Genomic DNA, 26,510 nt, shown 5'->3' on the forward strand with positions numbered 1-26,510 from the left:
ATGTGTTTTTATATTTAAAATATAAATGGTTTTATAGGGTAACTATTTTATTGTGTTATATCAGTGCTGTAAGCCGGTAAATTAATTGAACCGGCATACTTAAAGGGTTATTTCAGCGCACGAGCAACAATAAATAAACGTGGAAATGCGAGTAAGCGCCGGCCATCCACTTGCTGTGGATATGCAGCATCAATAATAGTCAGGTAATCTTGTAGGAAATCCAATCGCATAGACTCAGCAAGCGGTTCAAGAAAAGGCCGTAAACCAGTCGCGCGCAGCCAATCAACAATCGCCTGTGCTGATGGCATCGGGTGGTAGTAGGTGGTGCGCCAAATATCGACTTGCTCAGCATGGGGGGCCAGTAAGTCATAATATTGATTTGCTGTGAGCACTTTGGCCCGCACAACTCCGGCCTCTTGCAGTGTTTGTTGCCACGGACCATTTTCGGCGACTTCCCGCATGGCTCTATGGCTGGGTTCATCCAGATTGTCCGGCATCTGCACCGCCAGTATTCCGTTGGCGGCCAGTTGAGAAAACAGATAAGGGAAGAGTTGCTGGTGGTCAGTTAGCCACTGGAGTGATGCATTGGCATAAATCAGGTCTTGCGGTTCTGCGGGTTGCCATTGGCGGATATCTGCTTCGAGAAAGACACAATCAGGCAAACGCTGTTGTGCACTGAGCAACATAGCGCGGGAATTATCAATCCCCATCAGTTGGGCGTCGGGGAAACGCTGGTGCAGCAGTTGAGTCGAGTTACCTGGCCCACAGCCTAAGTCGCTGATACGTAGCGGTATTGTCGCTGGAATATGGGCCAGCAGATCGCGAGCGGGGCGGGTGCGTTCTGCTTCAAATTGGCGATATAAATCGGGATCCCAGTCTTGCATGTATGGCCTCCGGTGGAAAAAGTCTTACAGATTTTGTAATGGCCCGCTGAATAACACCGCCCCAGTCGGTTGGCCGGTAGGTGACCCGCCATGGGGTTCCAAACTGATTGCCAGTAAGGAATGGGCGGTTAACGGATTGTCTGCCAGTGCCAGTTGTGTCGCGCCTTGGGGATGTAATATTCCCAGTGAATGGGGCTTTTCCCCAACAGGAATACTCCATAATTCAAGGCTGTTGCTATCACTGACGGTCACCGGATTCAATGGTGTTAATGTCAAACTACGGGTTGATTTATCCAGACTGACAACCCATTGGCCGCTCTGCTGGCTATTGGACAGCACAGCCACCGGTATAGCAGCCGGTGGTTCGACTAATAACCTCGGTATGAGCAATATTGCTGCCAGGCCCGCAGCGACGGCCCAACCGGCATAAGACCAAGGGTTTCGCTTCATGTGGCGGATATTGATCGGTGGTAACTGCAACTCCAGCCGTTTCCAAACGCGCTCAGGTGGCTCTAACGGGGCGAGCTGATTATCAAGTTGAGTCAATAGGCTTTGCCAACTGGCAACATCCGCTGCCAGCCGAGGGTCGCGGCGGACTCTGCGTTCAAAACGCATCCGAGCCAGCCCGCGTAGGGTGCCCAGTGCATACTCTGCGGCGAGTGCTGAGTCATATTCGCATCTGTTTTTCATAAGCCTACACAGTCCTTTAGGTGGTCCAGTGCACGACGTATCCAGCTTTTTATCGTACCGAGGGGGTGCTGTAAATGAACAGAGATTTCCCCATGAGAAAGCCCTTGATAATAAGCCAGCATAATACTTTGGCGCTGCTCAACGGGCAGATGTGTTAGACAATCGGCTAGTTGTTTAGCCTCACTGTCTTGCTGCAATTGCGCCAGTGGTGTCAGTGTGTTGTCGGTTAGCGAGTCGGTTTCGTCATCGTCTAGTGATTGCAGACGATTATCACTGCCTCGCATCAGGTCGATAGCCCGGTGGCGAACAATATGAGTTAACCAGGTGAGTGGCGCACTGAGTTGTGCATTGTAATGGCCGGCCCGGTTCCAGACAGTGAGAAAACTGTCGTGTAAAACTTCTTCTGCCCGGGCGGGATTACGCAACATGCGTTGGGCGACCGCGAATAATCGAGGGGATGTGAGACGGTAAAGCTTTTCAAAAGCGGACTGATCGCCTTGAGCAATGGCATCTATCAGCCCGACCTGCTGTTCCACAGAACATTCATTCATGCGCCAATCCCTAAAAAAACCATCAGGTGCAGTGAGACACTGCACCCAGTATAGACCGGTTTTATTTAGGCATCAGGACAGTATCAATAACATCGATCACACCATTTTTCTGTTGTACATCATAGGTACTGATATTCGCGATGTTACCTTTTCCATCTTTAATCTGAATATTATGTGGCCCATTATTCATAATCCATAATGGCTGGCCATTGACCGTTTTCAGCTCGGCAGTCCCGCCTCCGGCCTTGATTTTACTTTCCAGTTGTTTCATATCGTACTTCCCGGCCACTACGTGATAGGTCAGGATTTGCGTGAGCAAGGCTTTATTTTCTGGTTTGACCAAATTTTCAACCGTACCTGCGGGCAACTTGGCAAAGGCGGCATTGGTGGGCGCAAACACGGTAAAAGGCCCAGCCCCTTGTAGGGTATCCACCAATCCGGCAGCTTTAACTGCGGCAACCAAGGTGGTGTGATCTTTTGAGTTGACTGCATTCTCGATAATATTTTTGCTTGGGCGCATCGACGCGCCCCCCACCATGACAGTGTCAGACATCATGGCGGCCATAGAAACACTGCTGAATACTAAAGAAGCACAGATAGCGGTACGAATAAGCGTTTTCATAATGTATTCCTGTAGGTTGAGGTGAAGCCTTGCCTCACATCTACCTATACGAATCAGCAGGGTGTTTTGGATGCAAAAAAAGTGAAAAATAATGAATAAAAAAAGCCAACCCGCGTAATGACTGGGCTGGCGTGCTATTCATAAATCTGTCTTTGGCGGGGAACTGCGTGTTCAGCGCTAATTAGGGAGCAAAGCTCGATGCATCACATAGGCATCCACATAACCCAATTGGCTGTGATTAAACGCGCCAGGCAGTGTGGCGATAATCTCAAAGCCCAGTTTTTGCCACAGGGCAACTGCCAGCGTATTGGTGCTAACCACAAAGTTAAACTGTATGGCTCGATAACCGAGAGCGGTTGCCTGCTTGATGCAATGTAGCCCCAGTGCTTTGCCGATACCCAGACCGCGGGCTTCTCCATCAACCATAAAGGATGCATTGGCGACATGGTTACCGAGGCCACGCTGGTTATCGATTAATTTGTACATGCCGACAACTCGCCCCTCGTGCACAGCTACCCAGCACCGAACTCCTGCGCCAAACCAGTAATCATAGGCATCTTGTTCGGGAGTCTCTGGTGTGAATACATAGGTGTCGCCGCTACTGATTACCGCCTGAAACAGCGGCCAAATTTCAGCAAAATCGGCGGCTGCTGCCATTCTGATTTCCATATTTGGTTCCTGTTTAAGCAATTTCGTCAATCTGCGGTTTAGATTTTATGGTCAGAGTCGCGCCAATGGAGGCGCTGATAATTGATGCCAGAGCTAGCCACTGAATCAGCGTCAGATGTTCATTTAAGAATATCAGCCCTGAAATTGCCGCCAATGCCGGTTCTAAGCTCATTAATGTGCCAAATGTACGAGTAGGCAGGCGGGTCAATGCGACCATTTCCAGTGAGTAGGGCAAGGCGGTAGACAGAATAGCGACGGCTAAAGCAACCGGTAAAATGGCTGGGTCGAACAGTGCCAGGCCGTTATAAGCCACTCCAATCGGGCAGAAAACCAGCGCAGCAATTAAAGAGCCAACAGCCACCGTCCCTGGCCCATGATCACCGCCAGCTTTTTGCCCTGAAATAATATAAAGCGCCCAGCAGGCACCCGCACCCAGAGCACAAGCTGCACCAAATAAATCAATGCTTCCGATGCTGCTGCCCAGAGGTAATAGGAACCAGAGGCCCAGAATCGCCAATCCTACCCAGATAAAATCAACTGGACGACGCGAAGATAACATGGCGACTGCCAACGGGCCGGTGAATTCCAAGGCGACGGCAATACCTAATGGCACCGTTTTTAATGAGAGGTAAAAAAGGAAATTCATTCCACCTAAGGTCACCCCATAGACCAGCAAGGGTAACCGGCTGCCCGCTTCAAATCGCATCCGCCAGGGTTTAAAGATGATAAACAGAATCAGTGTGCCGATACCAAGTCGTAACGACGTTATCCCTTGTGCGCCAACCAGCGGGAACAGACTTTTCGCCAACGATGCGCCACTTTGTATTGAGATCATGGCGATCACGAGCAAGAAAATGGGGAGTAACGGGAGTGAATGTTTGGATGGAGGAGACAAAGACATCCTGTTGAGCCTCAAAGAAGATAGTAAGTAGCAATCCTTGCCAGTGTAAATGAAATGTCGATTGAGTGTTTAAAAATTACCGCCAGACATAACAAAGATGAAAAAAAAGAAAAAATAAATCATCACTATCTAATAACGCTGATTTTTGAAGCGTTTTTTGATGTTTTTTTGAACGTTAAAAATAAGAATAGTCTGGAATGGCTTGTGGTGATTGATGTCACAAAAAGGAGTAACATAGCCAAAATTTACAAGTGTATTAGTAAGATAGATGATACTTGAAACTCTTTGTTACACCAAATAAATGATTAGACAATCATTAGTAAGCAGAGTTTCACGCTACTTTTTGTTATAATTTCATGGTGTTTTAGTTTCACTTAAAAATTTGCGTCTTTCGAGGTGGTTATGAATAAAATTGCATGTCTTTCAGCTGTAGCAGCTTGTGTATTAGCAGTGACCGCAGGTTCAGCCTTTGCAGGTCAAAGCACCGTTTCTGGTGGTTATGCCCAGAGCGATTATCAGGGTGTTGCTAACAAATCTTCAGGCTTCAACCTGAAGTACCGTTACGAGTGGAGTGATTCTCAACTGGGTTATATCACCTCTTTCACTCACACTGAAAAAAGCAGCTTCGGCGATAGCGCGTCTGTTTACAACAAAGCACAATACAACGCCATCACTGCTGGTCCAGCTTACCGTATCAACGATTGGGCTAGCGTTTATGGCCTGGTCGGTGTGGGTTATGGCCGTTTCAGCCAGAACTACCCAACATCTGCTAGCGACAAAAACAGCACCAGCGATTACGGCTTCACTTATGGTGCGGGTATGCAGTTTAACCCAATGCAAAATGTTGCTCTGGACGTTTCTTACGAACAGAGTCGCATCCGTAACGTTGACGTTGGTACTTGGGTTGCTGGCGTTGGTTACACTTTCTAAGCAACAGCTTAGGATGATCAGCATTCATCTTTAAAGGTGAATTCTGTATTTGATAAAAAATCCGCTTTCGGGCGGATTTTTTTCGTCTGTCATAGCGATAGTTTTGATGGATAACTAAAAATTACCTAACTGCATTCGCTGCATCAGTAATTAAATCAATGATTTGTTGTGGATGTGATAGATGGGCTGAGTGGCTAGAAGGGAGTTCAACCACTTTCTGCGCCTGAATTCGTTTGGCGAAGTCGCATTGTGTTTCAACTGGCAGCATTCTGTCTTCCGTTGAAATCTGATACCAACAGGGTTTGACTCGCCAGGCCGGTTGAGCAGACTTATCAGTAAAAATACGAGCCGCTAAAGGTTTTTGCGTCAGGGCCATTACTAGCGCTTCACTTTCATCAATATCCTGACACATATTCTCGTGGAACTGGTCTGTATCGATCCATAAAAAGCCATTATCGTCAGGGCGAATGTAAGCTGCGCCTACCGGCGGTTTACGCAATGCATAAGTACTGGATAAGCTTTCACCGGCATCCGGTGCGAAAGCAGCGAGATAAACCATCCCGACAACATTTTGCAAATGCCCAACTTGGGTAATCACCATTCCACCGTATGAGTGGCCGACTAATAATGTTGGGCCATACAATGCCGTTGTTAGCTTGATGGTGCGCTCGACATCATCAGCCAACGAGGTTAACGGATTTTGTATTGCAATAACCCTGTGGCCCAACGCGTGTAAGGCTGGAATAATATGCCGCCATTGTGAGCCATCAGCCCACGCGCCATGTACTAATAAAATATTAAGTTTTGCTGCCATATTTCCCCCAAGGCGGGTATTAAGCGGTGCATAATATCCTTATGCGGAAACACTATTCTTGACGAATAACAACTTCTACTCATCTAAGGTGCTGTTGTTAATTGAAAGGTCAGTTCATTGTTATATGTTATTAACATTAACAAGGTCTGTTGCTGGCTATAAGTATAAAGTAATGAGGGTTAATATCTTTAAGATAAAGACGAAAATGAAACGATAAATTAATCTATTGAAATGTTAATTAGCACTATAAAATCTCTTATAGTCAAAAACATCTTACTTTATATAAGTAAAAACAAGACATTAACAATTCTTTTTATTTTTCTATTACAGCGCAATTTACTGGTAAAAATGGAATAATATGGCACACTCTTATTAGCTATGATCTATATTCACTGTTCATACCCTGATTTACATATCAAGCTGAATAAATAACGATAAAATTTTATAAAACAGTTAGTTACTATAAAATAAGTAGTTAAAAAATAGGTTGTGACCATGACGACACTCAGTGAACAAGCAGCACCTATGCTGCATGATACTAAACTTGAGCAACAGATTTTGCGGCGCTCGATTTTTTGTACTTTATTCATTGCCATTATGGGGATTATTTTCGGTATTGTATGCGGGTCGATGTCGATAATTTTCGATGGAATGTTCTCTGCTTTAGATGCAGGTATGTGCAGTTTATCTCTATTAGTTTCCCGATTGCTTGGCCAACCCAATAGCCGCCGTTTTCAATATGGTTTCTGGCATGTAGAACCTCTGGTATTAGCTTTCAATGGCAGTCTACTGGCCTTCCTTTGTCTGTATGCTTTTGTTAACGCGATTAAAGGTATTATTGATGGCGGACGTGAATTAGAACTAGGTTGGGCTATTGTGTATGCTTTGGTTGTGAGTATTTTCTGTTTTACTATCTTTTTAAAGCAACGCCGTTTGAATAAACGTGTTAAGTCCGAGCTAATCGCATTGGATACCAAAAGTTGGCTGATGTCGGCGTGTATCAGCTCTGCTTTATTAGTGGCTTTTTTACTTTCCTGGAGTATGGAAGGCACGGGTTATGAACATTTGATTGTTTATACTGACCCTGCGGTACTGGCGCTGTTAACACTGATATTGATATCTGTTCCGATAAAGACCGTCATCGCGGCTGTCCGTGAAGTATTACAAATGACACCGGATACACTAGACGCCTCGATGGAAAGTTTGATGGATAAACTGATGGCGAAATATCAATTTATCGATTATTCGCATTACGCTACCCGCATCGGCCGTGGCTTATTTGTTGAGATTCATGTGGTTATTCCACCAGAAATGGAAAACAGCGGCGTGTCTTATTTTGACAAAATACGCGATGAAATTTCTCACGCGATTGGTGAGTCAGGCCCACATCGCTGGTTAACCATCTCATTCACGCGCAATCCTAAATGGTTGTAGCGTAAACAGTCATAAGTTAGGTGGTTTATATTAACTAACCCTAGGGTAATAAAGATGATGAGTGTTCAACGCCATATTAAACTTAGCCCTATCGATGCACCACCGAGATGCAATGCTGTTACTAAGGTAGCGATTAGCGATAATACAATCACTGCTCGAAAAGCTAAAATTATCGCCAATATGGCTCGGGCTAATATCGATTATTTTCTGGTTTATGCCGATAAAGAGCATGGGGGTAATTTTGAGTATCTGACTGGCTTTATCCCCCGATTTGAAGAAGCGGCTTTGGTATTACATGCCTCCGGGAAAATCTTTTTATTGCTAGGCAACGAGAATTTAAAACTGTCTCAATATGCGCGGGTGAGCAATACAGCGATCCATATTCCCTATTTTTCGCTACCGAATCAACCCATGAATAACAGCAAAACGCTAGCTGATTTATTGGCGGACACAGGCCTGCAGCTGGCTAAAAAAGTCGGCATTGCCGGGTGGAAATTATTTACCAGCAAGTTGGATGATAATAGTCAATTATTTGATATTCCACATTTTATTTTATCTGCAATAAAACAAACCATTTCATCGTCAACACCGGTGGTCAACGCGACACACATATTTATTGGTAGTGATACAGCAGCTAGAGTGACTAACAATGCCAATGAATTAGCTCATTATGAATACGGTGCTAATTTGGCCTCTAATTGTATTCTTAATGCCTTGACTGCGGTAGATATCGGTGTGACTGAGAAGCAACTTGGTTCTTATCTGGCAGATGAAGGGCAGCCGAATACTGTTGTGATGATTGCTGCAACGGGTGATCGTTTTGAAAACGCTAATTTGTATCCTGGTGATAAAATTGTGCAACTTGGTGATAAAATATCATTAACCACCGGGTATAAAGGTGGCTTAAGCAGTAGAACGGGTTATGCCGTACATCACAGCGATGAGCTGCCTTTGGCACAAAGGGATTATCTCGATAGAGTTGCTATTCCTTATTACGCCGCAGTCGTAACCTGGCTGGAAAATATCCGTATTGGTATGTCCGGCAAAGAGATGTATGCAGCAATTGAAGCTGTTTTACCGAAGTCGCAATACCATTGGTCATTAAATCCTGGGCATTTGGTCGCGGATGAAGAATGGTTGTGTTCGCCTATTTATAAGGACTCGGAAGAAAAAATTAGCAGTGGAATGTTATTCCAAATCGATATCATCCCCGCAGTGAAAGGTTATGCAGGAGTCAGTGCGGAAGACGGTATTGCATTGGCTGATCAACATTTACGTGATGAACTGGCCGCCCATTACCCCGCTGTTTGGCAAAGAATACAAAAACGGCGTGATTACCTTAGTAATATACTGAATATTCATCTCAGCGAAGAGGTATTACCGATGTCTAACACCGTGGCGTATCTGCGACCTTTCTTGTTGGATAAATACAGCGCACTGCAATGTACCAATGAAGCTCAAGGCTAATACCTCATTTATTTAATGGGGCTGTTCGGCCCCAAATCTTGCTCACTTTCCACCCCTGCTGAGATTTCATGCAAACTGGAGGCGATACTCTTGCCATCTTGTGGCATAATGCGCGCCGAATCACATTTTCTAGTATTCTTGAATACCCCTATTCAGTAATCCAATCGAGAGCGAGCTCTGTGCTAAGTACTAACAATATCACCATGCAATTCGGCAGCAAGCCGCTGTTTGAGAACATTTCAGTAAAATTCGGTGGCGGTAATCGCTATGGCCTGATCGGTGCTAATGGTTGTGGTAAATCCACATTCATGAAAATCCTTGGTGGTGATCTGGTGCCGAGTGGCGGTAACGTATTCCTTGACCCTAATGAGCGTCTGGGTAAGTTGCGTCAGGATCAATTCGCCTTTGAAAACAACACAGTGCTGGACACCGTTATTATGGGTCACGGCGAGTTGTGGGAAGTGAAAGAAGAGCGCGACCGCATTTACGCTATGGCTGAAATGAGCGAAGCAGATGGCTATAAAGTGGCTGATCTGGAAGTTGCCTATGGTGAAATGGATGGTTATAGCGCAGAAGCCCGTGCTGGTGAATTGCTGCTGGGTGTTGGTATTCCAGTTGAACAGCATTATGGTTTGATGAGCGAAATCGCGCCAGGTTTTAAATTGCGCGTATTGTTGGCCCAGGCTCTGTTCTCAGATCCAGAAATTTTGTTACTCGACGAACCGACCAACAACCTGGATATCGATACTATCCGCTGGTTGGAACAAGTTCTGAACGAACGTAGCAGTACCATGATCATTATTTCCCATGACCGTCACTTCCTGAATATGGTCTGTACCCACATGGCGGATTTGGATTACGGCGAACTGCGTGTTTATCCGGGTAACTATGACGAGTATATGACTGCGGCGACTCAAGCTCGCGATCGTTTGCTCTCTGATAATGCTAAGAAAAAGGCCCAGATCTCTGAGCTTCAATCTTTCGTTAGCCGCTTTAGCGCCAACGCCTCTAAATCCAAACAGGCCACTTCACGTGCCCGTCAAATTGATAAAATTCAGCTTGATGAAGTGAAAGCTTCAAGTCGCCAGAACCCATTTATCCGCTTTGATCAGGATAAAAAGTTGTTCAGAAATGCGCTGGAAGTTGAAATGCTAACTAAAGGTTTTGATAACGGCCCACTGTTTAAAAACCTCAATCTGCGCCTGGAAGTGGGTGAAAAAGTCGCTATTCTTGGGCCGAACGGTATTGGTAAATCAACTTTACTGAAAACCTTGGTAGGGGATTATGAAGCGGACGCCGGTACCGTGAAATGGTCTGAAAACAGTAGAATTGGCTATTACGCGCAGGATCACGCCAGTGATTTTGAAATTGATCTCACAGTATTTGACTGGATGAGTCAGTGGAAACAGGAAAAGGACGACGAGCAGGCTGTGCGCAGTGTGTTGGGTCGTTTACTGTTTAGCCAAGACGATATCAAGAAGAAAGTTAAAGTTCTATCTGGTGGTGAGAAAGGGCGCATGCTATTTGGCAAGCTGATGATGCAGCGTCCTAACATTCTGGTAATGGATGAGCCAACCAACCATTTGGATATGGAATCGATTGAAGCTCTTAACATGGCATTGGAAATGTACGAAGGTACGTTAATCTTCGTTTCCCATGACCGTGAGTTCGTCAGTTCACTGGCGACCCGAGTGATTGAGATGACACCGAAAAAACTGATCGACTTTACCGGTAACTACGAAGATTATCTGCGTAGTCAGGGTATTCAGTCGTAATAACTTATTGATTTATTAATAAAAAGTTGATGCATGAATAATCGCATCAACTTATCAGTCTCAAGGCAGGGTTACCCTGCCTTTAATCCATTATGGCCTATCAGCGGTCATTAGCAGGCGCCTTTATCCTCCCAAACCTTATTCCAACCGGTGCCGTTACCCGTGGTGTCCGTCACGGTGTTATCACCCGGTACTGCTTCAGCAGCAACCCACCATTTGTTGGTATAAACCCGCCCATCTTTACTGACCGTAGTCGGCTCACCATAGACTTTCTGCTGCCAGGATGGTGCGCTACATAGCTGTGGCGCAACAGGTTTTGACTGAATCACTGTTTTCAGCTCGTCATTAACCGGGGTGTCACATAAGCCTTTATCTTCCCAGACCTTACCCCAGCCGGTGCTGTTACCGGTGGTATCGGTTACCGCAGCATCACCCGGTACCATTTCAGCGGATACCCACCATTTGCTGGTATAAATCCGCCCATCTTTACTGACAGTGGTTGGCCCGTTATAGACTTTCTCTTCCCAGGATGGTGCGCTGCACTGTACTGGTTTTTCTACCGGCTTCTCTGCTGGTTTGGCTGCTGTAACTTCCTCAATAACTTCACCGCTCAGATATTGAGAACCATTATAGCTTTCTAAATATTCCCAAGCGGTATTGCTGGTTTGATTACTGGGGAAGTACCAATATGAACTGGTTTTTAAGCGGAAATAATCACGAGTGTACGTGTAGTGGTTATCGTATTGATAGAATGTACCTGGAACACCTTTATGTGATGCGTCATCCCAGTGATTAAAATCGCCCACTATTTGGTAACGCTGTTTGATCAATTGATTATAAGCTTCACGCGCTGATATATTTTCGCCTACGGTCTTCAATTGAGTCGAGCTGGCCAGCCTCATGGCCATATTATTACTATCCGTTACCGTAACCGGAATTGACAGCATGGCATTTTGTAATGCGTTACGCGGTGCTCGCAGAGTAATTTCATTACCCTTATCAGTGATAATTTCAACGCCCGGTGGAATGTCCCACTGGTAATTCAACACTGATATATCGCGGTTAGTCACATCTACGGATACGCTAAATACATCCCCCGCATTGACCGTGTCAGGTACACGCACATCGCCGGTGATATTTTGCTGGGTCAGAGGGTAACTGTGAGCAATATTGTTGTCGCTATTAAGCCAAATTGGCTTAGTTAATTGAGGCAAATTCATTGCTTTTAATTGCGCGCTAGTTTCTTTAGTCGGTTTGATACCCCATTGATGGAAAAATGATTTAAGGCTCATGCCTGAAACCCGACTGGCTTCCAAAAGAAAGCGCTGCTTTTTCTCATCGTTATTCTTTGGTTGTTCTGCCGGAGTCAGCGTGCGGTAACGATCACCGAGGCGTTGGTAGAAGTCCTTACCAAATGCCAAATCCAGCTGCCAAAACATGCCTAAACTGACAAATACGCCAGCATCTTCGTATGCTTTGCTTTTGTCCTTTAAGAAAACAGCGATATCTTCCCAGCGTGAGTCTGCTTCCATGCGCGAAGTGCCACCCAGAGCACGTTGAACATACAACGAAGTCAAATTTACTGTGACTTCTGTATTACCTTTAAACGTCCATGCTGGCATTTGGTAGTGATGGCCCAACTCATGCCAAGGCCCCCAGCCTTCATTTTGTAATTTGTCGGTATTAATTACTTCCGCAATACCTGAGGCGTTAGAACCCAGCCAATAATTTGCCGCTGACATATAGCCCGGCGTGCTATTTGGCTTACTCACAAATTGGTATTGGAAAGGGGTAGCACGATGGGGGAAAGCTCTCTTCGCACTGAGCCCGAATTGTTCTTCTGCGAGGCTGACGATGCGATCCCACAAGACCAAAACACCCTCAGGGTCGGTTGCTTTCTCACGCATATCTGCGATCGGCATGGTGAGGATCATACGTTTACCTACCAACTCGGCGAAAGGTGCATCGCCAAACTTCACTAACTGCGCCTGCCAGTCTTCAGCGGTATTTTCGCCCAAAATAAAGCGCGGCATAGGTTTACCACCCTCAAGCAAATTAACGGTAATTTCACTGCTGCCAGGCTGATTTGTGGCGACAAAATAAAGTGGGCCAGTATTCTCAACCTCAATCTCATTAATACCTCGTTGCAGTTTAACTACCTGTCGCTCAAAGTCCTCTTCATTGCCTTTCCTGACCGGCACAATCCATAGTTCAGGCAATGCATCAATATCCTCTCCCTGATGCTGGTACTCAATACGCAGGTTGTCGCCTTTGTTTACCCAAAAACCACTAGATTGGGTTGGGTGAGTGAACCTATTACGCTTTTGCTGTTCATTAAAATAAATCGGAGAACCATTTTGAACCACGCGAATTTGTCGCGATGCTTCAGCAGTATTATGGCTATTCGCCGTTTTTGTATGCTGAGTAGATATATTTACTGGCATATCTGCAACGGCGGCAGATAACGTAGAAGAAAAACCCAACGCCAATAATAGACTCAGGGCAACGGGGGTAGTACGTAATACAGGATGCAACATAAAGCTCTCTCCAGATAGCCTTCAACTCCAATAACGTGTCGATGAAGATTGAATTAAGTTAAGAAATAATTTGTGAGTGAGACACTGTAGTCCATCCATTCTTAACTCTGCTATTGGATTAATGTTGAACATAAAAAAGTCGAAAAAGGTCACAATGATTAATGATAAATAAGGGGGATGGTAGTGTTCATTGCCTTATTTTTTAATAAAAACAGTCATAGATAACCCTTAAAATATAGGAATCCAAAAAAAGTACGGGAGGCAATTGACCCCCGCAGAGCGATATCAAAATTGATCCATGAGGAAAAGTGCCAGTGAGTTGTTGTGGTATAAGTCACTGACGCATATCTTGAGGTGGCCGCTTCGACAGACTCGGTGCTACAAAACAGGTTGGTCAGCTACCTTAGCCAATTCATCCTTACCGCAAACCACGCAGTTAGCGTCTTTTGCCAGTTTTAAACTCCGAAACTCAGCCGTCATGGCGTCATACATTACTATGCGGCCTGATATTACCTGCCCATACTGAGTCAGTAGTTTTATCGCTTCCATCGCTTGTAGATTGCCAATAATACCCACTAATGGGGCCATGACTCCGGCTTCAACGCAGGTTAGGGCGTTATCGCCAAATAACCGGCTCAGACAGCGATAGCACGGCTGATCCTCTTGATAGGTAAAGACGCTGACTTGCCCCTCCATGCGAATTGCCGCACCTGAAACCAGTGGTTTACGCTGTGCATGGCATAGGCGGTTAAGTTGCTCACGGCTGGCGACATTATCGGTACAATCTAACACCAATTGATGTTCAGCTATGGCAATGGCAAGTTGTTCATCATCTAACTGAGCATCAATGGTTTTGATTATCAGGCTGGGATTCATCTCAGACAAAGTTAGTGCCGCAGAAGCCACCTTAGACATACCGATACGGTTATCGCGGTGCAGAACCTGCCTTTGTAGATTGGAAAGAGACACCTTGTCAAAATCCAGCAGTGTGAGATGACCTACACCTGCCACTGTAAGATACTGTGCAGCGGCACACCCGAGGCCACCTAATCCAACAATTAATACCTTAGCGGCATTCAGTTTTTCCTGACCGTCAAAATCAAAACCACGTAAGACAATCTGCCGGTTATAACGCAGGGCTTGCGCATCGGAAAGTTCAGGCAACATATCAGGCTCTCAGTAATTTATTGGGCCAATAATCAACTAGCGTAATAGTTCATTAAACAACTCTATTTCAACAACTTCACCGACTTCTACCGAACCACGTTCCCGCTCAAGCACGATAAAACAGTTACCTTGGCTGAATGAGCTGAAGACATGTGAACCTTGATGGCCAGTTGTACTTACTTCCAGTTCGCCACGAGAATTCGTTGAGAAAATCCCACGCTGGAAATCCAAACGACCCGGCGTTTTTTTCAGCTTTGTGATCGTTTTTGCTTTCAGACGTAATGGTGGATGCCATGTCGAGTGGCCGGAAAGTTTCGCAATAAGGGGTTGTACCAACTGATAAAATGTCAGCGCCGCAGAGACGGGGTTACCCGGTAGGCCGCAGAACCAGGCATGATCCAATTTACCGAAAGCAAAAGGTTTGCCGGGTTTTATGGCTAACTTCCAGAAACCAATATCACCCAGTTCCTCCAGCATCTGTTTGGTGTAATCGGCTTCACCGACAGAAACACCACCACTACTAATAACCAAATCAGCGACGGCATCAGCTTGCTCAAATGCTTTGCGCAATGCCTGTTGGTCATCACGGATAACACCCAGATCAATAATTTGGCAACCTAACTGTTGCAACATCAAACGGACCGCAAAACGGTTGGTATCGTAAATTTGCCCTTCTCCCAAGGGTTGCCCAACGGCCTGCAACTCATCGCCGGTAGAGAAAATAGCCACTTTCAATGTGCGGAAAACAGTTAGTTCGGCAATTCCTAATGATGCCAAGAGGGGAAGTTGCGCCGCACCGAGTTTGACGCCAGCGGGGAAAACAGCCGCCCCTTGCTGGATATCTTCGCCTGCCAGTCGAATGTTCTGCCCAATCCGCGCATTGCCACTGAAGGAGACACCTTGTTCACTTACCACAGCTTGTTCTTGCATAATGACGGCATCGGCTCCTTCGGGGATAGGAGCGCCCGTCATAATTCGAATACAACTATTTGCTGGCCATTCTTCTTTAAACGGTGCACCAGCAAAAGCTTTACCTGCCACCGGTAACGGCATTGTGCTGCTAAGCTCATTACAGCGCACAGCATAACCGTCCATAGCGGAGTTAGCGAAAGGGGGGACGGCAATCGGAGATGTGATTGCGCTGGCAGTGATACGCCCCGCAGCATCAGTGAGTGCAATGGTTTCGGTGGCCGGTAATGGCGTGACCTGTGACAGCATTTTGGTCAGAGCTTGTTCCAGAGAGAGTAAATCCGAGGTATTACAGTGATCCATGCGGGACTCCGTGGTCTGATGGCGGCACCGTCGCCAGAAGCTATAACGGGTGCGCGGCAATAATCAATTGAGATCGCCATTATGGCAGAGATTGCTATGCGGGTGAATTGATGGGGGGCAAAGAGGTCACAGTCTGATATTGTCTTGAGTTGTATCATTCTTTTTTATTGGCATTTTCTTTGTCGGGTGAAATTGGGGGTAATATGGATTATCAAAAAATTCTGAAATTCTGGTTTAGTGAGATGGACCCCGCATTGTGGTTCAAAAAAGATGAGGATTTTGACACCCATTTACGTCAGCATTTTGGTGCCATTTGGCAGGCGGCGTCCAAGGGGGAATTGGCTCACTGGCGGCTGAATATTGAGGGGCGCTTGGCAGAAATTCTGATATTAGATCAATTCAGCCGAAATCTATTCCGCGATTTACCGACTTCATTTTCCTGTGATGGTATGGCCTTGGTGTTGGCACAGGAGGCGGTCAGCAGTGGCAAGGCTGGGCTGTTATCAGATACGCAGCGGGGGTTCCTCTATTTACCTTTTATGCATTCTGAATCCGCATTAATCCATCAGCAAGCATTGAAGCTATATACCGAACTAGGTAATGAGACTCAGCTCGATTATGAATTGCGCCATAAAGCAATTATTGATCGCTTTGGCCGCTACCCACACCGCAATCATATTCTTGGGCGAGTATCCAGTGCCGAGGAGCAGGCTTTTCTGTTACAACCCGGATCTGCTTTTTAGTCTAAAACTCCTTCCTAATAAACCCCAAATTATCAGCATTCTGTCTGTTTATAGAAAGGCAGAATACTGAGTTATCATGTTACAATTCAAGCTATTATAATGTCGCTTCAGTAAGTACTGGCTAAATTTCGCTGAATAGTCGCCAGTAATTTTCCCGTTCCGCAACATGTATCATTATATCCTTCGGTATGTCGACGGTTAATAACCCGGTCATGGGGGCAGCCGCCATGACAAATAGAAAACCACTCGCAATGTTGCATTTTTTTAGTCGCGGTTTTTTCCTCATTGATGGCTTGTTGATTATGTGATGAATGAGCTAAAAGATCAGCCAAGTCAGTATCTAATAAAGATCCATAGATGCTACCTTTATCACCCACATATTTGTCACAGGGAGAGATGTCGCCATTGGGTTCTAAGGTGATAATTTCTTGCGAGCAATTGCCAGACCAATAACATGCGGAAGGTTTATTTTTAGCATCTTTCAATACACGAATAAAATCATCAAAAACAGCAATATGTATCTTTCCCTGATAACCGTTTACCCAAATAGTAAACAACGTTGATAGAAACTGGATAAACTCAGCATAACTGATAAATCCTTCGCCAACATACTGCCCTTTAACGAGTCTATTATCAGGAACTATATTAAGAAACTCAATGTGGGTTAATTCTATTGAAATAAAATAGTCCAACATTTCTTTCATGTCAGTTTGATAAACTTCTCGGTCAACAACAATAAGAGCACCATATGGAATATTATACTCGCGAAGTTTTTTTATTCCTTTGGCTATGCGATCAGATGTCTTTCTTCCCCGATAATCTACCCGTCGTTTATCATTTACCGCTGGTACACCATCAAGACTAATTCCGACATTCATGCCAATACCTTTAATAAATATTAACCACTCATCTGAGATATTGACGACATTTGATTGCATGGTGTTAGTTATATATTGCTCTGGCCGCTTAAATTGTTGCTGCAACCAAATAAGTTTTTTAAAAAATGCTGGCTTTAGCAGTGTGATTTCACCGCCATGCCAGACAAACTCAAATCTATTTACATTAGGAATGGCAAGGATCTGCCGTACTGTACGGACGAGGGTATGAAATGATACCGTCTGATTGGGGCCTTCTGCCCATGAGTGGCAGTAGGTACAACGAAGATTACATAAACGGGTTGCCTTTAACACAACAACCAGTTTTTGGGCTTTAATCGTTTTCACTGAAATACTTTTTTTTATCTCTTCGTTGAATATATCTAGCTCATCACTATCGAGTAATTTTTTTGCTGGTATTTTACCAATAAGAAAAGACGATAGTATTCTGTATTCACATGTCTCGAGTTTTTCCAGTTCTTTGAGATCTATTTCGCTTATCTTAATATAATCAATGTATTTTACCGGAATCATATTATCCATAGTATATTCCTATTTATTCATGTTAGTTTTCCATCTCTCATATTTATTATTCTGTTGCCATATGCAGAGGCTTCATCTGAATGTGTAACCATAATAATAGTTGTACCTTTTTGGTTTATATATTTTAATTGCTGTAATACAGAACGGGCATTTTTACTGTCTAAATTACCAGTAGGCTCATCAGCCAAGAGCAATGCGGGGTTAGATACCATCGCTCTGGCGATGGCGACTCGTTGTTGTTGACCTCCTGAGAGTTGCATTGGTTTATGATGTTTCCGGTTATCAATATCGAACAGGTTTAAAACTTGGTTAACTTGTTCGGTACGTTCCTTTTTTCCAATACCACGGTATTTAAGTGGTAAAGCAACGTTATCAAAAATAGATAAGTGTGAAATGAGGTTGAATGATTGAAATATATAACCTATTAATAACCGCCTTAATATTATTTTTTGTGAATAACTGATGCCGATAATATCTTTTCCTGCCAGTGTAAATGAACCGTTATCAAGGTGATCAAACAGACCGATGATATTAAGTAATGTTGATTTACCTGAGCCAGATGGCCCCATGATAGAAACGAAATCACCTTTCTCAACACTGAAATTTAGATGATTAAGAACCCTGGTTTTAATTGTTTTTGTGGTATAGCATTTTTCAGCATTTTGTATGTTTAGCATGTTATTTGAACCCAATGATATCGTATTCACTACTATTAGTCGCTGGGGGCTTGATAATGATTTCCCCTACCTTTATCCCTGCTGTTATCTCTGTTTTCATCGGATTCCGACGCTTTATTTCTATTTTAGATTTAATGGCAAGATCGTCTTCTGGCTGATAAATATAGATAAAACTATTTCCATTATCATCGAAAATGATGCTATCAGTGGGTGCCATCAGCACAGCGTTACTTTCTTCTTGTAATGGAATTTTTATTTCAATAGATTGTCCTCTTTTAAGCAGGGTGGTAGAGGCATGTAATGGCATCAGTTTTGCTTTGAATTTACCATTTTCAACAATAGTTGATACTGACTCAATAAGTAGTGGTGTTTCTTGACCATTTATTGTTGCCAATATTTGGCTTTGCGGCTTAATTTTATTGAGGTAATATTCACTGAAATACACATTGAAATAATATGATTGAAGGTTATCGATAATTGCAATTTTTTCGCCGGGTTTTATTTGTTGACCTGGTTCTACATCAAGGATAGATAAAACTCCATCAATGGGTGCTGTTATAACCAATTGTTCCATCCCGTTTTCTATAATATCCATCATTCTCTCCAGTAATAATATAGAATCATCTATGCTTTTGAATTGTGTGGGGAATGACTCTTTATTTTTATTATCGTGTTCTTTTAAAATTTCACTTTTAATTTTCCAGTTTTTTAACATACCGACTTGATTTTCCAATTCGGATTTTGCAATCATGGATTTCATATCGAGAACTTGATGCCTTGCCAAATCTTTCGAAATAGTCGTTATCTGATGCTGGGCCTCTTGTAAATTAAGTTTTGTCTCTCGGTTATCTTGTTCCAACTGTATTTTCATATTACGGAGATTGTTTATTTGCTCGGTAATATTGACTATTCTGGATGTCGCTTCCAGCATAAAATCGTAGTTAGATAAACGAATAATAACATCGCCTTTCGCGACAGTATCGAAAGCCTGTTTGGCGACTTCTGTAACTTTTCCTCCTCGTTCACTTGATACAATTATACTTTCTTTCGGTACCGCGATAGCTCGGGTCGTCAGCACTTCCTGATATACTTCTGATTCAATAGTATGGAAAACTGTATCCTCTCGTGATATGAGTAAAGAACGCTGAGCGGTAGATAAATAATAAATATAATAAAGACAAGCAATAACAGCCAATAATACGAAAAATATAATTATTTTCGCAGTTATGTTTTTGTTTTTTCTCTGCTCAATATTTATATCCATGATTTTATTTCTTCTTCTGACTATTTAGTGTATGACTATTTAAAATAAGTGTAATGGTCATAACGAGAATTATGCATAAAATGAAAATAACAAATGAACTTGTCGCGTAAATATAAGCTAGCCCTTTAACTATACTGTATTGTGTCAGCCAATTATGCAATAACAGAAAACTGACAGGTAATGATATTATTACAGCTATGACGATAGGTATAATGTTCTGCTGTATAAAGAAAATAATATGCGTATAAATTGATCCACCAATCGATTCCATTATTGCCAGTGTTTTTTCGAGTCGTTTGGTCTCTGAGGTGCTGATTATTATCGTGCTTATTAATACTAATATGACTGTAAATAATGTTACCGTGTTGCTCGTATTATACATAATTATATTATTGCTGAAATATTCTTTATGAAGTTTGTTGACCGATTTTATGTGTTCGGTATTAACATGATGGCGTTTTAATATTTTCTCTACTTTCCCGAAATCTTGAATGCTTTCAAGTTTGACAGCGCCATAGCGTTGGGGGGTGTTTTGAATGAGAATAAGTAAGGGCGGCGGTGTCTCCTCTCTATCTGCCAGATAAAAGTCATCGATCACATTCAGTACCCTAACTGATTGCTGCGAGTTATTCTCATTAATATAAAAAATAGTATTTAGTATATGCTCATAGGACTGTTGTCCCATTAATGTCATAAACGATTTCGTGGCAATTGCATGGTAAATATTGCTATTATCACTGGGTAATAATGGGTTTTCGTCACCTGCCAGAATATTTATCCCCCAAGTGTTAATAAAGTTTTTGTTTACTTTAAGTATGTTGACTGTGAGTAGTTTGTCTTTTTCTTGCTGATTATTATGGAATACGGAAATATTATGTCGTGACATATCAAATGGCCGCCAGTTACTCAACGAGATACTATTAACTCCAGCTGCACTCCTTAATTCATCTTGTAAATTGTTTATTGCTGTTTTTGATTTTAATTCATCACTTAGTATAAATGTTATTACATTTTCTTTTTCATAACCAAAATTGTAATTTTTCATAAAATGCATCTGTGTCATTATACCTGCCCACAGGTATATGATGACACCTGCAATAATGATCTGCATGCAGAACATAATACGAGTCATATAGTGTGACTGAGATGATTGTGCAGCAATGCTGTTGCTATAGGTATTATTAGGCAAAGTAAGCGTCAGCAAAAAGAGGTAGTGGGCGAGCAAAATAGCTGCGTAAGTTAGCGCTGTAGTAATAGACAACGCGGTTGAGAAGTCATCACTACCATGAGTAAAGATGAGTTCTCTGGCGCTATCGGAAAATTGCACGAGTGACATCAAAATAAAAAGAGCAACTAACAGTACAAATGCAGTTTGGAATGTAGCAATAAAAAATGCTTCTGTGATTAGCTGAAAATTGGACGCGCCAACGGCTTTTTTTATATAGAAACTGTTTCTCTTCTTTGTGTTTATCACATTGTTAATATTGAAGAAATTCATTGTCGTAGCAAAAAAAATAAATACACCTGATGTGTATAAAATATTTAAGTATGAGCTTGAAACTACAGTGCTAATTTCATCAGGCAATGCATTGTCGTAATGGATATCTGCAATATTATGAGCTGAAAGCTGAATGAATTCTTCTGGACTAAAAGGGGCTCCTGGAAGCTGTGGTGCGTGCTGAATAACGTGAGAATTTAGTTGCTCTGGGGTGGGGGTCATCCCAGATTTCATCGTGATAAAAGCGTAGGCATGGGTGTCATACCAATCATGTCTTTTATCGTGATAGCCATCTAATATTTCAGGAGCGAATGCGATAATTGCAGTCGTTTTAAAACGGCTGGATGGATTAAATTCAACAACATCTTTAATAAGAAATTGGCCTTTATCACCTAACGTTATGACATGCCCTTGAGGGTTATCCAGATGAAGATATTGTCGGTTAAACTCTGGGGTAATGATAATTTCATTCTGCGCCAGATAGAGATTTTTTTGTTGATAGGGATTTAATGTGTTAAAAAAATCGGTGCTAATTGCATAGATATCAATATTTGAATACGTCTTATCATTGGAATGCAGGTTGGTGAAAATACGTACGATGTAATCAATTTTCTTGATACTTTTATCATTTCTTAATACGGAAATAAGTGGGAAGGGGACTTGTGCTGACTTCACTTCATCGCCATTAGGTAGATTAAATGATGTTTCTATCCGATATATATCTTTATAGTTACTATTATGTTTTTCAATACGAGAGTCTGTTAAATAAATAAGCAATACAAAAAATAGTGAGATCAATCCTATAGCCGTTATTAGTATTGCTAACAGGCTTGATACTGGGCTTAGCTTCAGATCATTGAAAAATTCACTTGTTAGCATGGGAAATATCTCACTGATTTTAATAAAATATAGAGTGATGGTGTTGCTTTTTTCTAAAATTCATCAAACGATAATAATTATTATAATTAAGATGCTATTAATAGCATCTTAATTTGTTTTAATTAAAAGCATAATTGTTTGATTTATTGTTGTGTAAAACTTTTTGACCAATTCCATGCAGTTATTTTGTTGTTGGAGTTGCTGCGTGTTAGATTTTCTATTTCATGATCATTTATAGAAAATAAATTATCTTTAAATGATTGTTCTAACGACTCTAACTTAGTCTTTAATGCCATTAAATGAGTGTTATTTATTCTTTCATTTGATTGGTTCGAAGTAAACATATGAATCTCCTTTTAAGTTTATTCCTTTTTTGTGCTGCTCAGCCTCGGTGAGTATTGAGCCATTTATTTGTAATTCTTTTCTTCGATTTTATCAATGTTTTTTTCATCATGCTTTTTATAATAATTTATTAATTATGTTATTAAACTAAAGGATTATTAGTTATTAGCGTAACGAGAGTAAACTATATATTTGCAATAAAATAAAAAGCTCCCGAAGGAGCTTCAGACTGCTGACAAACCTCGACAACCCAATCTTGCAAGGTGAGGACAGGTAGAAGAGTAAAGCGTCCGCGCCAAGGATAATGAAATGGACGCTCCAACTTTTACGGCATCAGAGTGCCTAAATGTGAGTGTTAAAACTCAGAAGAAGGAGCGTCCACATGAAAGTATCTACTCTTGGTATCGACTTGGCAAAAAATGTTTTCCAGCTTCATGGTGTCGGCTGCAACGGTCAAACTGTTCTTAAGAAGAAACTCACCCGCGATAAATTCCTTCCTTTTCTCATGCAACTTGAACCTTGCTTGATTGGCATGGAGGCCTGTGCTTCCAGTCATCATTTTGCGCGTGTTTTACGGCAGTATGGGCATGAGGTTAAACTCATTCCCCCTCAGTATGTGAAACCTTATGTCAAAACGAATAAGACAGATGCCGCTGATGCAGAAGCCATTTGTGAAGCTGTTGCACGGCCTAATATGCGTTTTGTTCAGATTAAAACGGCAGAGCAACAAGCTATTCTGGTGCTGCATACCGAGCGAAATATCCTTATCCGCGAACGCACTGCTTGTGCTAATAGTATGCGGGCCATTTTGGCTGAATTTGGCATTATCATGCCTCGCACATTAAGTCAGCTGTATAAGAAAGTCCCTGAAATACTGGAAGAATATGATAACGAGTTATCACCTTTTGTCCGTTGTAGTGTCGCACGTCAACTTGAACACCTTCAGGGTGTGGAAGATCAAATCACGTTGATCGAACAAGAACTTAGCAGTTGGGCAAAAACACAACCCGCCTGCCAGCGGGTCTTGAAAGTCCCTGGTGTGGGATTGATGACGGCGACCTACCTTGTGGCGTCAGTGGGGAATGGGCAACAATTTCATTCAGCGAAACAGTTTGCTGCCTGGTTGGGATTGGTGCCGAGAGAGTTCTCCAGTGGTGGTAAGCAGAGATTGGGCCGAATCAGCAAAAGAGGTGACCGCTATTTCCGTTATCTTCTGGTCCATGGTGCGCGGGCAGTTGCAGCCGTTATTGAGAGACACAAAGACAATATGCCGTGGCTTTACAGGCTGTTGAGTAAAAAGGCCTATAACGTAGCCGTTGTGGCACAGGCCAATAAAACGGCACGTATTTTGTGGTCGATGCTGGTTCATCATACGGAATATCGAACCTTATCCGCGGTTTGAGATAATCTCAAACACGGACAAGGCTCAAGAAAAAAAGTGAATACGTTTCAGGTAATTGCAAGTGTAATTATTGAGATGGCAAAACAGGTAAGACCGCAAGTGAGAAACTCCGTGAGCCGCCGGGGCATTTGGCCCGTAAGGATGATAGGAACTCACTTGGCGGATTTCATCATGGTTCGGGCGCAATCGCGCCCATAAAGAAACCGGATATATGGCTGCAATACCTGAGCGCTATTTTCAAGAAAAAACACTTGGTTTATTGGGAGCGTCCATATACGCGGCTCGAGCCTCCAGGGATGCTTGTTTTAACAAAAGAAGTACGGCGTCTTTACGATCTGCCTGTTTTCACCGCTACGGGCACTTTGTCATTAACCTCAAGCTCCCGAAGGAGCTTGAGGTTTCTATTATTACTGATCGGCTGAGTTATATCCGTTAGCGATGTAAGTATCCCGCATGGAAACGCAGATGATCTTCAATAAATGTCGCTATGGTGAAATAGCTATGATCATAGCCCGGCTGAATACGCAAGGTCAGAGGCCAATCACGTTGACGAGCCAATTCTGCTAATTTCGCCGGTTGTAATTGATCGGCAAGGAATTGATCTCCATCTCCCTGATCGACCAATATTGGCAACTGGGTTGGTGCATGCGTGAGTAAATGGCAGCTATCATATTGCAACCATTGACTTTCATCAGCACCCAGATAAGCACTAAAAGCCTTGCGGCCCCACGGAACCTGACACGGGTTAACTATCGGTGCGAAAGCAGACACGGATTGATATTGCTGAGGATTACGCAATGCCAACATCAGCGCACCGTGGCCGCCCATTGAGTGACCACTGATAGATTGACGATCACTCACACTGAAATGCTGGCGGATCAACGCAGGTAACTCTTGGCTGACATAGTCGTACATATGAAAATGCTCAGACCAGGGCGCTTGTGTCGCATTCAGGTAGAACCCAGCCCCTTGGCCTAAATCATAGCCGTCATCATTGGGTACGTCATCGCCACGTGGGCTGGTATCTGGCATCACCAGTACCAACCCGAGCTCAGCCGCGATCCGCTGTGCGCCTGCTTTCAACGTGAAGTTTTCATCATTACAGGTGAGCCCCGATAGCCAGTAAAGTACCGGCGGCGGGTTATCATCCCGTGGTGGTGGCAGATAGATGCTGAAGGTCATATTGCAATTCAGGCTGCTGGCGGCGTGGCGATAGCGTTGCTGCCATCCACCAAACATCCGGTGCTCTTCGAGAAGTTCAAGTGACGTGTTCATGCGTTGTCTGCCTCCCTGCGCTATTTATTTTGTAAAGTATGTTTTTTTGGTGACTGATCAAAATGAATCACGGTACGGATAGATTTGCCTTCATGCATCAAATCAAAGGCTTCATTGATTTGATCCAAACCCATGGTATGAGTGATGAAATCATTTAGGGCAAATTTTCCATCCAGATATTGCTGCACAATACCCGGTAATTCTGAGCGACCTTTGACTCCGCCAAAAGCAGAACCACGCCAGACTCGGCCTGTCACTAGTTGGAATGGGCGAGTTGAAATTTCTTCACCTGCACCAGCGACACCAATAATAACTGATTCGCCCCAACCTTTATGGCAGCACTCTAAAGCTGAACGCATGACATTGACGTTACCAATACATTCAAATGAGAAATCGACGCCGCCATCAGTCAGCTCGACAATCACATCCTGAATAGGTTTATCATAATCTTTCGGGTTAATCAGGTCAGTTGCACCCAGTTTGCGGGCCAGCTCGAATTTGCTGGTATTGAGATCGATCCCGATAATCCGGCTGGCACCGGCCATTTGTGCGCCAATAACCGCAGACAAACCAATACCACCCAAGCCGAAGATAGCCACTGTGTCGCCCGGTTTCACTTTGGCAGTATTGATAACTGCCCCCATACCAGTGGTCACACCACAACCTAACAAACAAACTTCTTCTAATGGTGCTTCTTTATTGATTTTTGCCAGTGATATTTCTGGTACGACGGTCAATTCAGAAAAAGTTGAAGTGCCCATGTAATGGAAAATAGGCTGGCCATTCTTCGAGAAGCGCGTGGTGCCATCGGGCATCAAGCCTTTACCTTGAGTGCTGCGAATTGCCTGACACAGGTTAGTTTTGCCGGAGCGACAGAATTTACATTCACCGCATTCAGGTGTGTACAGTGGGATCACGTGATCACCCACCGCGACACTGGTCACGCCTTCGCCAATCGCTTCAACAATCCCACCACCTTCGTGGCCCAGAATTGCCGGGAATACCCCTTCAGGATCTTTGCCTGATAAGGTGTAGGCGTCGGTGTGGCAAACCCCACTGGCGACGATCCGTACCAGTACTTCACCTTTTTGTGGTGGCATCAAATCAACTTCTTCAACGGATAATGGCTGGTTTGGCCCCCATGCGACTGCTGCGCGGGTTTTAATCATCTCCATGGTGTTGCTCCTATAGCTTCTGCGTAATGAGTGTTATATAAATATATTCTTTATGTATCATATATGTTGCGAATGGTTGTTCGCGGTAACAGCAGATGATACTTGTATGAATTATGGTCGGAAA

The 26,510-nt window shown here is 43.4% G+C and carries 23 protein-coding genes; 6 read left to right on the forward strand and 17 right to left on the reverse strand.

Features of this window, described 5'->3' with window-relative positions:
- Nucleotides 1-107 precede the first annotated feature (107 nt).
- From tam to rhtA, 6 genes are all read right to left on the reverse strand, one after another.
- Nucleotides 108-884, reverse strand: a complete 777-nt coding sequence (gene tam / locus FGL26_RS01320) for a trans-aconitate 2-methyltransferase (RefSeq protein WP_032912669.1) — start codon at nt 882-884, stop codon at nt 108-110.
- A gap of 24 nt (nt 885-908) precedes the next feature.
- Nucleotides 909-1,574: an anti-sigma factor gene (locus FGL26_RS01325; protein ID WP_005168196.1), complete on the reverse strand. Its 666-nt coding sequence runs from the start codon at nt 1,572-1,574 to the stop codon at nt 909-911.
- A complete protein-coding gene (locus tag FGL26_RS01330) occupies nt 1,571-2,125 on the reverse strand; it encodes an RNA polymerase sigma factor (RefSeq protein WP_005168199.1) in 555 nt (184 codons plus the stop codon). The genes FGL26_RS01325 and FGL26_RS01330 overlap by 4 nt, the downstream gene beginning before the upstream one ends.
- Nucleotides 2,126-2,186: 61 nt before the next feature.
- On the reverse strand, nt 2,187-2,747 hold the full coding sequence (locus FGL26_RS01335; RefSeq protein WP_005168202.1) for a fasciclin domain-containing protein: 561 nt from the start codon (nt 2,745-2,747) through the stop codon (nt 2,187-2,189).
- A 177-nt stretch (nt 2,748-2,924) separates the two neighbouring features.
- Nucleotides 2,925-3,416, reverse strand: a complete 492-nt coding sequence (locus FGL26_RS01340) for a GNAT family N-acetyltransferase (protein ID WP_032912672.1) — start codon at nt 3,414-3,416, stop codon at nt 2,925-2,927.
- A 13-nt stretch (nt 3,417-3,429) separates the two neighbouring features.
- Nucleotides 3,430-4,317, reverse strand: a complete 888-nt coding sequence (gene rhtA, locus FGL26_RS01345) for a threonine/homoserine exporter RhtA (protein ID WP_005168205.1) — start codon at nt 4,315-4,317, stop codon at nt 3,430-3,432.
- 402 nt (nt 4,318-4,719) lie between these two features.
- Between rhtA and ompX the strand changes: the two genes are divergently transcribed.
- Complete coding sequence (gene ompX / locus FGL26_RS01355; RefSeq protein WP_005158749.1) at nt 4,720-5,247, forward strand: outer membrane protein OmpX; 528 nt, start codon at nt 4,720-4,722, stop codon at nt 5,245-5,247.
- A 121-nt stretch (nt 5,248-5,368) separates the two neighbouring features.
- Here the strand turns inward: ompX and FGL26_RS01360 are convergent, their stop codons facing one another.
- A complete protein-coding gene (locus FGL26_RS01360) occupies nt 5,369-6,061 on the reverse strand; it encodes an alpha/beta fold hydrolase (RefSeq protein ID WP_032909186.1) in 693 nt (230 codons plus the stop codon).
- Nucleotides 6,062-6,556: 495 nt separating this feature from the next.
- On the opposite strand from FGL26_RS01360, the gene FGL26_RS01365 reads away from it, so the two are divergent.
- The 3 genes from FGL26_RS01365 to FGL26_RS01375 all read left to right on the forward strand — a co-directional run bounded on the left by FGL26_RS01365 (nt 6,557) and on the right by FGL26_RS01375 (nt 10,737).
- On the forward strand, nt 6,557-7,495 hold the full coding sequence (locus tag FGL26_RS01365; protein ID WP_005168220.1) for a cation diffusion facilitator family transporter: 939 nt from the start codon (nt 6,557-6,559) through the stop codon (nt 7,493-7,495).
- Between the two features lie 54 nt (nt 7,496-7,549).
- On the forward strand, nt 7,550-8,962 hold the full coding sequence (locus tag FGL26_RS01370; RefSeq protein WP_032909184.1) for an aminopeptidase P family protein: 1,413 nt from the start codon (nt 7,550-7,552) through the stop codon (nt 8,960-8,962).
- A gap of 179 nt (nt 8,963-9,141) precedes the next feature.
- Entirely contained in the window at nt 9,142-10,737 is a 1,596-nt protein-coding gene (locus FGL26_RS01375) for an ABC-F family ATPase (RefSeq protein WP_005168223.1), read from the forward strand.
- Nucleotides 10,738-10,847: 110 nt separating this feature from the next.
- On the opposite strand, the gene FGL26_RS01380 is transcribed toward FGL26_RS01375, so the two are convergent.
- The 3 genes from FGL26_RS01380 to moeA form a co-directional block, all read right to left on the reverse strand.
- Nucleotides 10,848-13,274 (reverse strand): M60 family metallopeptidase, encoded by a 2,427-nt coding sequence (locus FGL26_RS01380; RefSeq protein ID WP_005168225.1) that lies wholly within the window; start codon nt 13,272-13,274, stop codon nt 10,848-10,850.
- Nucleotides 13,275-13,652: 378 nt separating this feature from the next.
- The gene (moeB, locus tag FGL26_RS01385) at nt 13,653-14,441 is read right to left on the reverse strand and encodes a molybdopterin-synthase adenylyltransferase MoeB (RefSeq protein ID WP_005168226.1); all 789 of its coding nucleotides are present in this window, start codon (nt 14,439-14,441) and stop codon (nt 13,653-13,655) included.
- 36 nt (nt 14,442-14,477) lie between these two features.
- Nucleotides 14,478-15,713: a molybdopterin molybdotransferase MoeA gene (gene moeA, locus FGL26_RS01390; RefSeq protein ID WP_005168227.1), complete on the reverse strand. Its 1,236-nt coding sequence runs from the start codon at nt 15,711-15,713 to the stop codon at nt 14,478-14,480.
- A 203-nt stretch (nt 15,714-15,916) separates the two neighbouring features.
- Between moeA and FGL26_RS01395 the strand changes: the two genes are divergently transcribed.
- Nucleotides 15,917-16,456 carry a DUF924 family protein gene (locus FGL26_RS01395; protein ID WP_005168228.1) on the forward strand — a complete coding sequence of 180 codons (540 nt, stop codon included), beginning with the start codon at nt 15,917-15,919 and terminating at the stop codon, nt 16,454-16,456.
- Between the two features lie 107 nt (nt 16,457-16,563).
- Here the strand turns inward: FGL26_RS01395 and darE are convergent, their stop codons facing one another.
- The 5 genes from darE to darA all read right to left on the reverse strand — a co-directional run bounded on the left by darE (nt 16,564) and on the right by darA (nt 22,536).
- On the reverse strand, nt 16,564-17,874 hold the full coding sequence (darE, locus tag FGL26_RS01400; RefSeq protein ID WP_005168229.1) for a darobactin maturation radical SAM/SPASM protein DarE: 1,311 nt from the start codon (nt 17,872-17,874) through the stop codon (nt 16,564-16,566).
- Between the two features lie 17 nt (nt 17,875-17,891).
- Nucleotides 17,892-18,551 carry a darobactin export ABC transporter ATP-binding protein gene (darD, locus tag FGL26_RS01405; RefSeq protein WP_005168230.1) on the reverse strand — a complete coding sequence of 220 codons (660 nt, stop codon included), beginning with the start codon at nt 18,549-18,551 and terminating at the stop codon, nt 17,892-17,894.
- Between the two features lies 1 nt (nt 18,552).
- Nucleotides 18,553-19,815: a darobactin export ABC transporter periplasmic adaptor subunit gene (gene darC / locus FGL26_RS01410; RefSeq protein ID WP_005168232.1), complete on the reverse strand. Its 1,263-nt coding sequence runs from the start codon at nt 19,813-19,815 to the stop codon at nt 18,553-18,555.
- Between the two features lie 4 nt (nt 19,816-19,819).
- Nucleotides 19,820-22,192, reverse strand: a complete 2,373-nt coding sequence (gene darB / locus FGL26_RS01415) for a darobactin export ABC transporter permease subunit (RefSeq protein WP_005168238.1) — start codon at nt 22,190-22,192, stop codon at nt 19,820-19,822.
- Nucleotides 22,193-22,335: 143 nt separating this feature from the next.
- Complete coding sequence (gene darA / locus FGL26_RS01420) at nt 22,336-22,536, reverse strand: darobactin family peptide antibiotic (protein ID WP_005168240.1); 201 nt, start codon at nt 22,534-22,536, stop codon at nt 22,336-22,338.
- 380 nt (nt 22,537-22,916) lie between these two features.
- Between darA and FGL26_RS01425 the strand changes: the two genes are divergently transcribed.
- Complete coding sequence (locus tag FGL26_RS01425) at nt 22,917-23,936, forward strand: IS110-like element ISYen1 family transposase (protein WP_011816033.1); 1,020 nt, start codon at nt 22,917-22,919, stop codon at nt 23,934-23,936.
- Nucleotides 23,937-24,368: 432 nt separating this feature from the next.
- Here the strand turns inward: FGL26_RS01425 and fghA are convergent, their stop codons facing one another.
- Together fghA and FGL26_RS01440 are read right to left on the reverse strand one after the other, a co-directional pair.
- A complete protein-coding gene (gene fghA, locus FGL26_RS01435) occupies nt 24,369-25,211 on the reverse strand; it encodes an S-formylglutathione hydrolase (protein WP_005168249.1) in 843 nt (280 codons plus the stop codon).
- Between the two features lie 20 nt (nt 25,212-25,231).
- A complete protein-coding gene (locus tag FGL26_RS01440) occupies nt 25,232-26,386 on the reverse strand; it encodes an S-(hydroxymethyl)glutathione dehydrogenase/class III alcohol dehydrogenase (protein ID WP_005168250.1) in 1,155 nt (384 codons plus the stop codon).
- Nucleotides 26,387-26,510 lie beyond the last annotated feature (124 nt).

This window comes from Yersinia enterocolitica subsp. enterocolitica, from assembly GCF_901472495.1.
Lineage (GTDB): Bacteria > Pseudomonadota > Gammaproteobacteria > Enterobacterales > Enterobacteriaceae > Yersinia > Yersinia enterocolitica.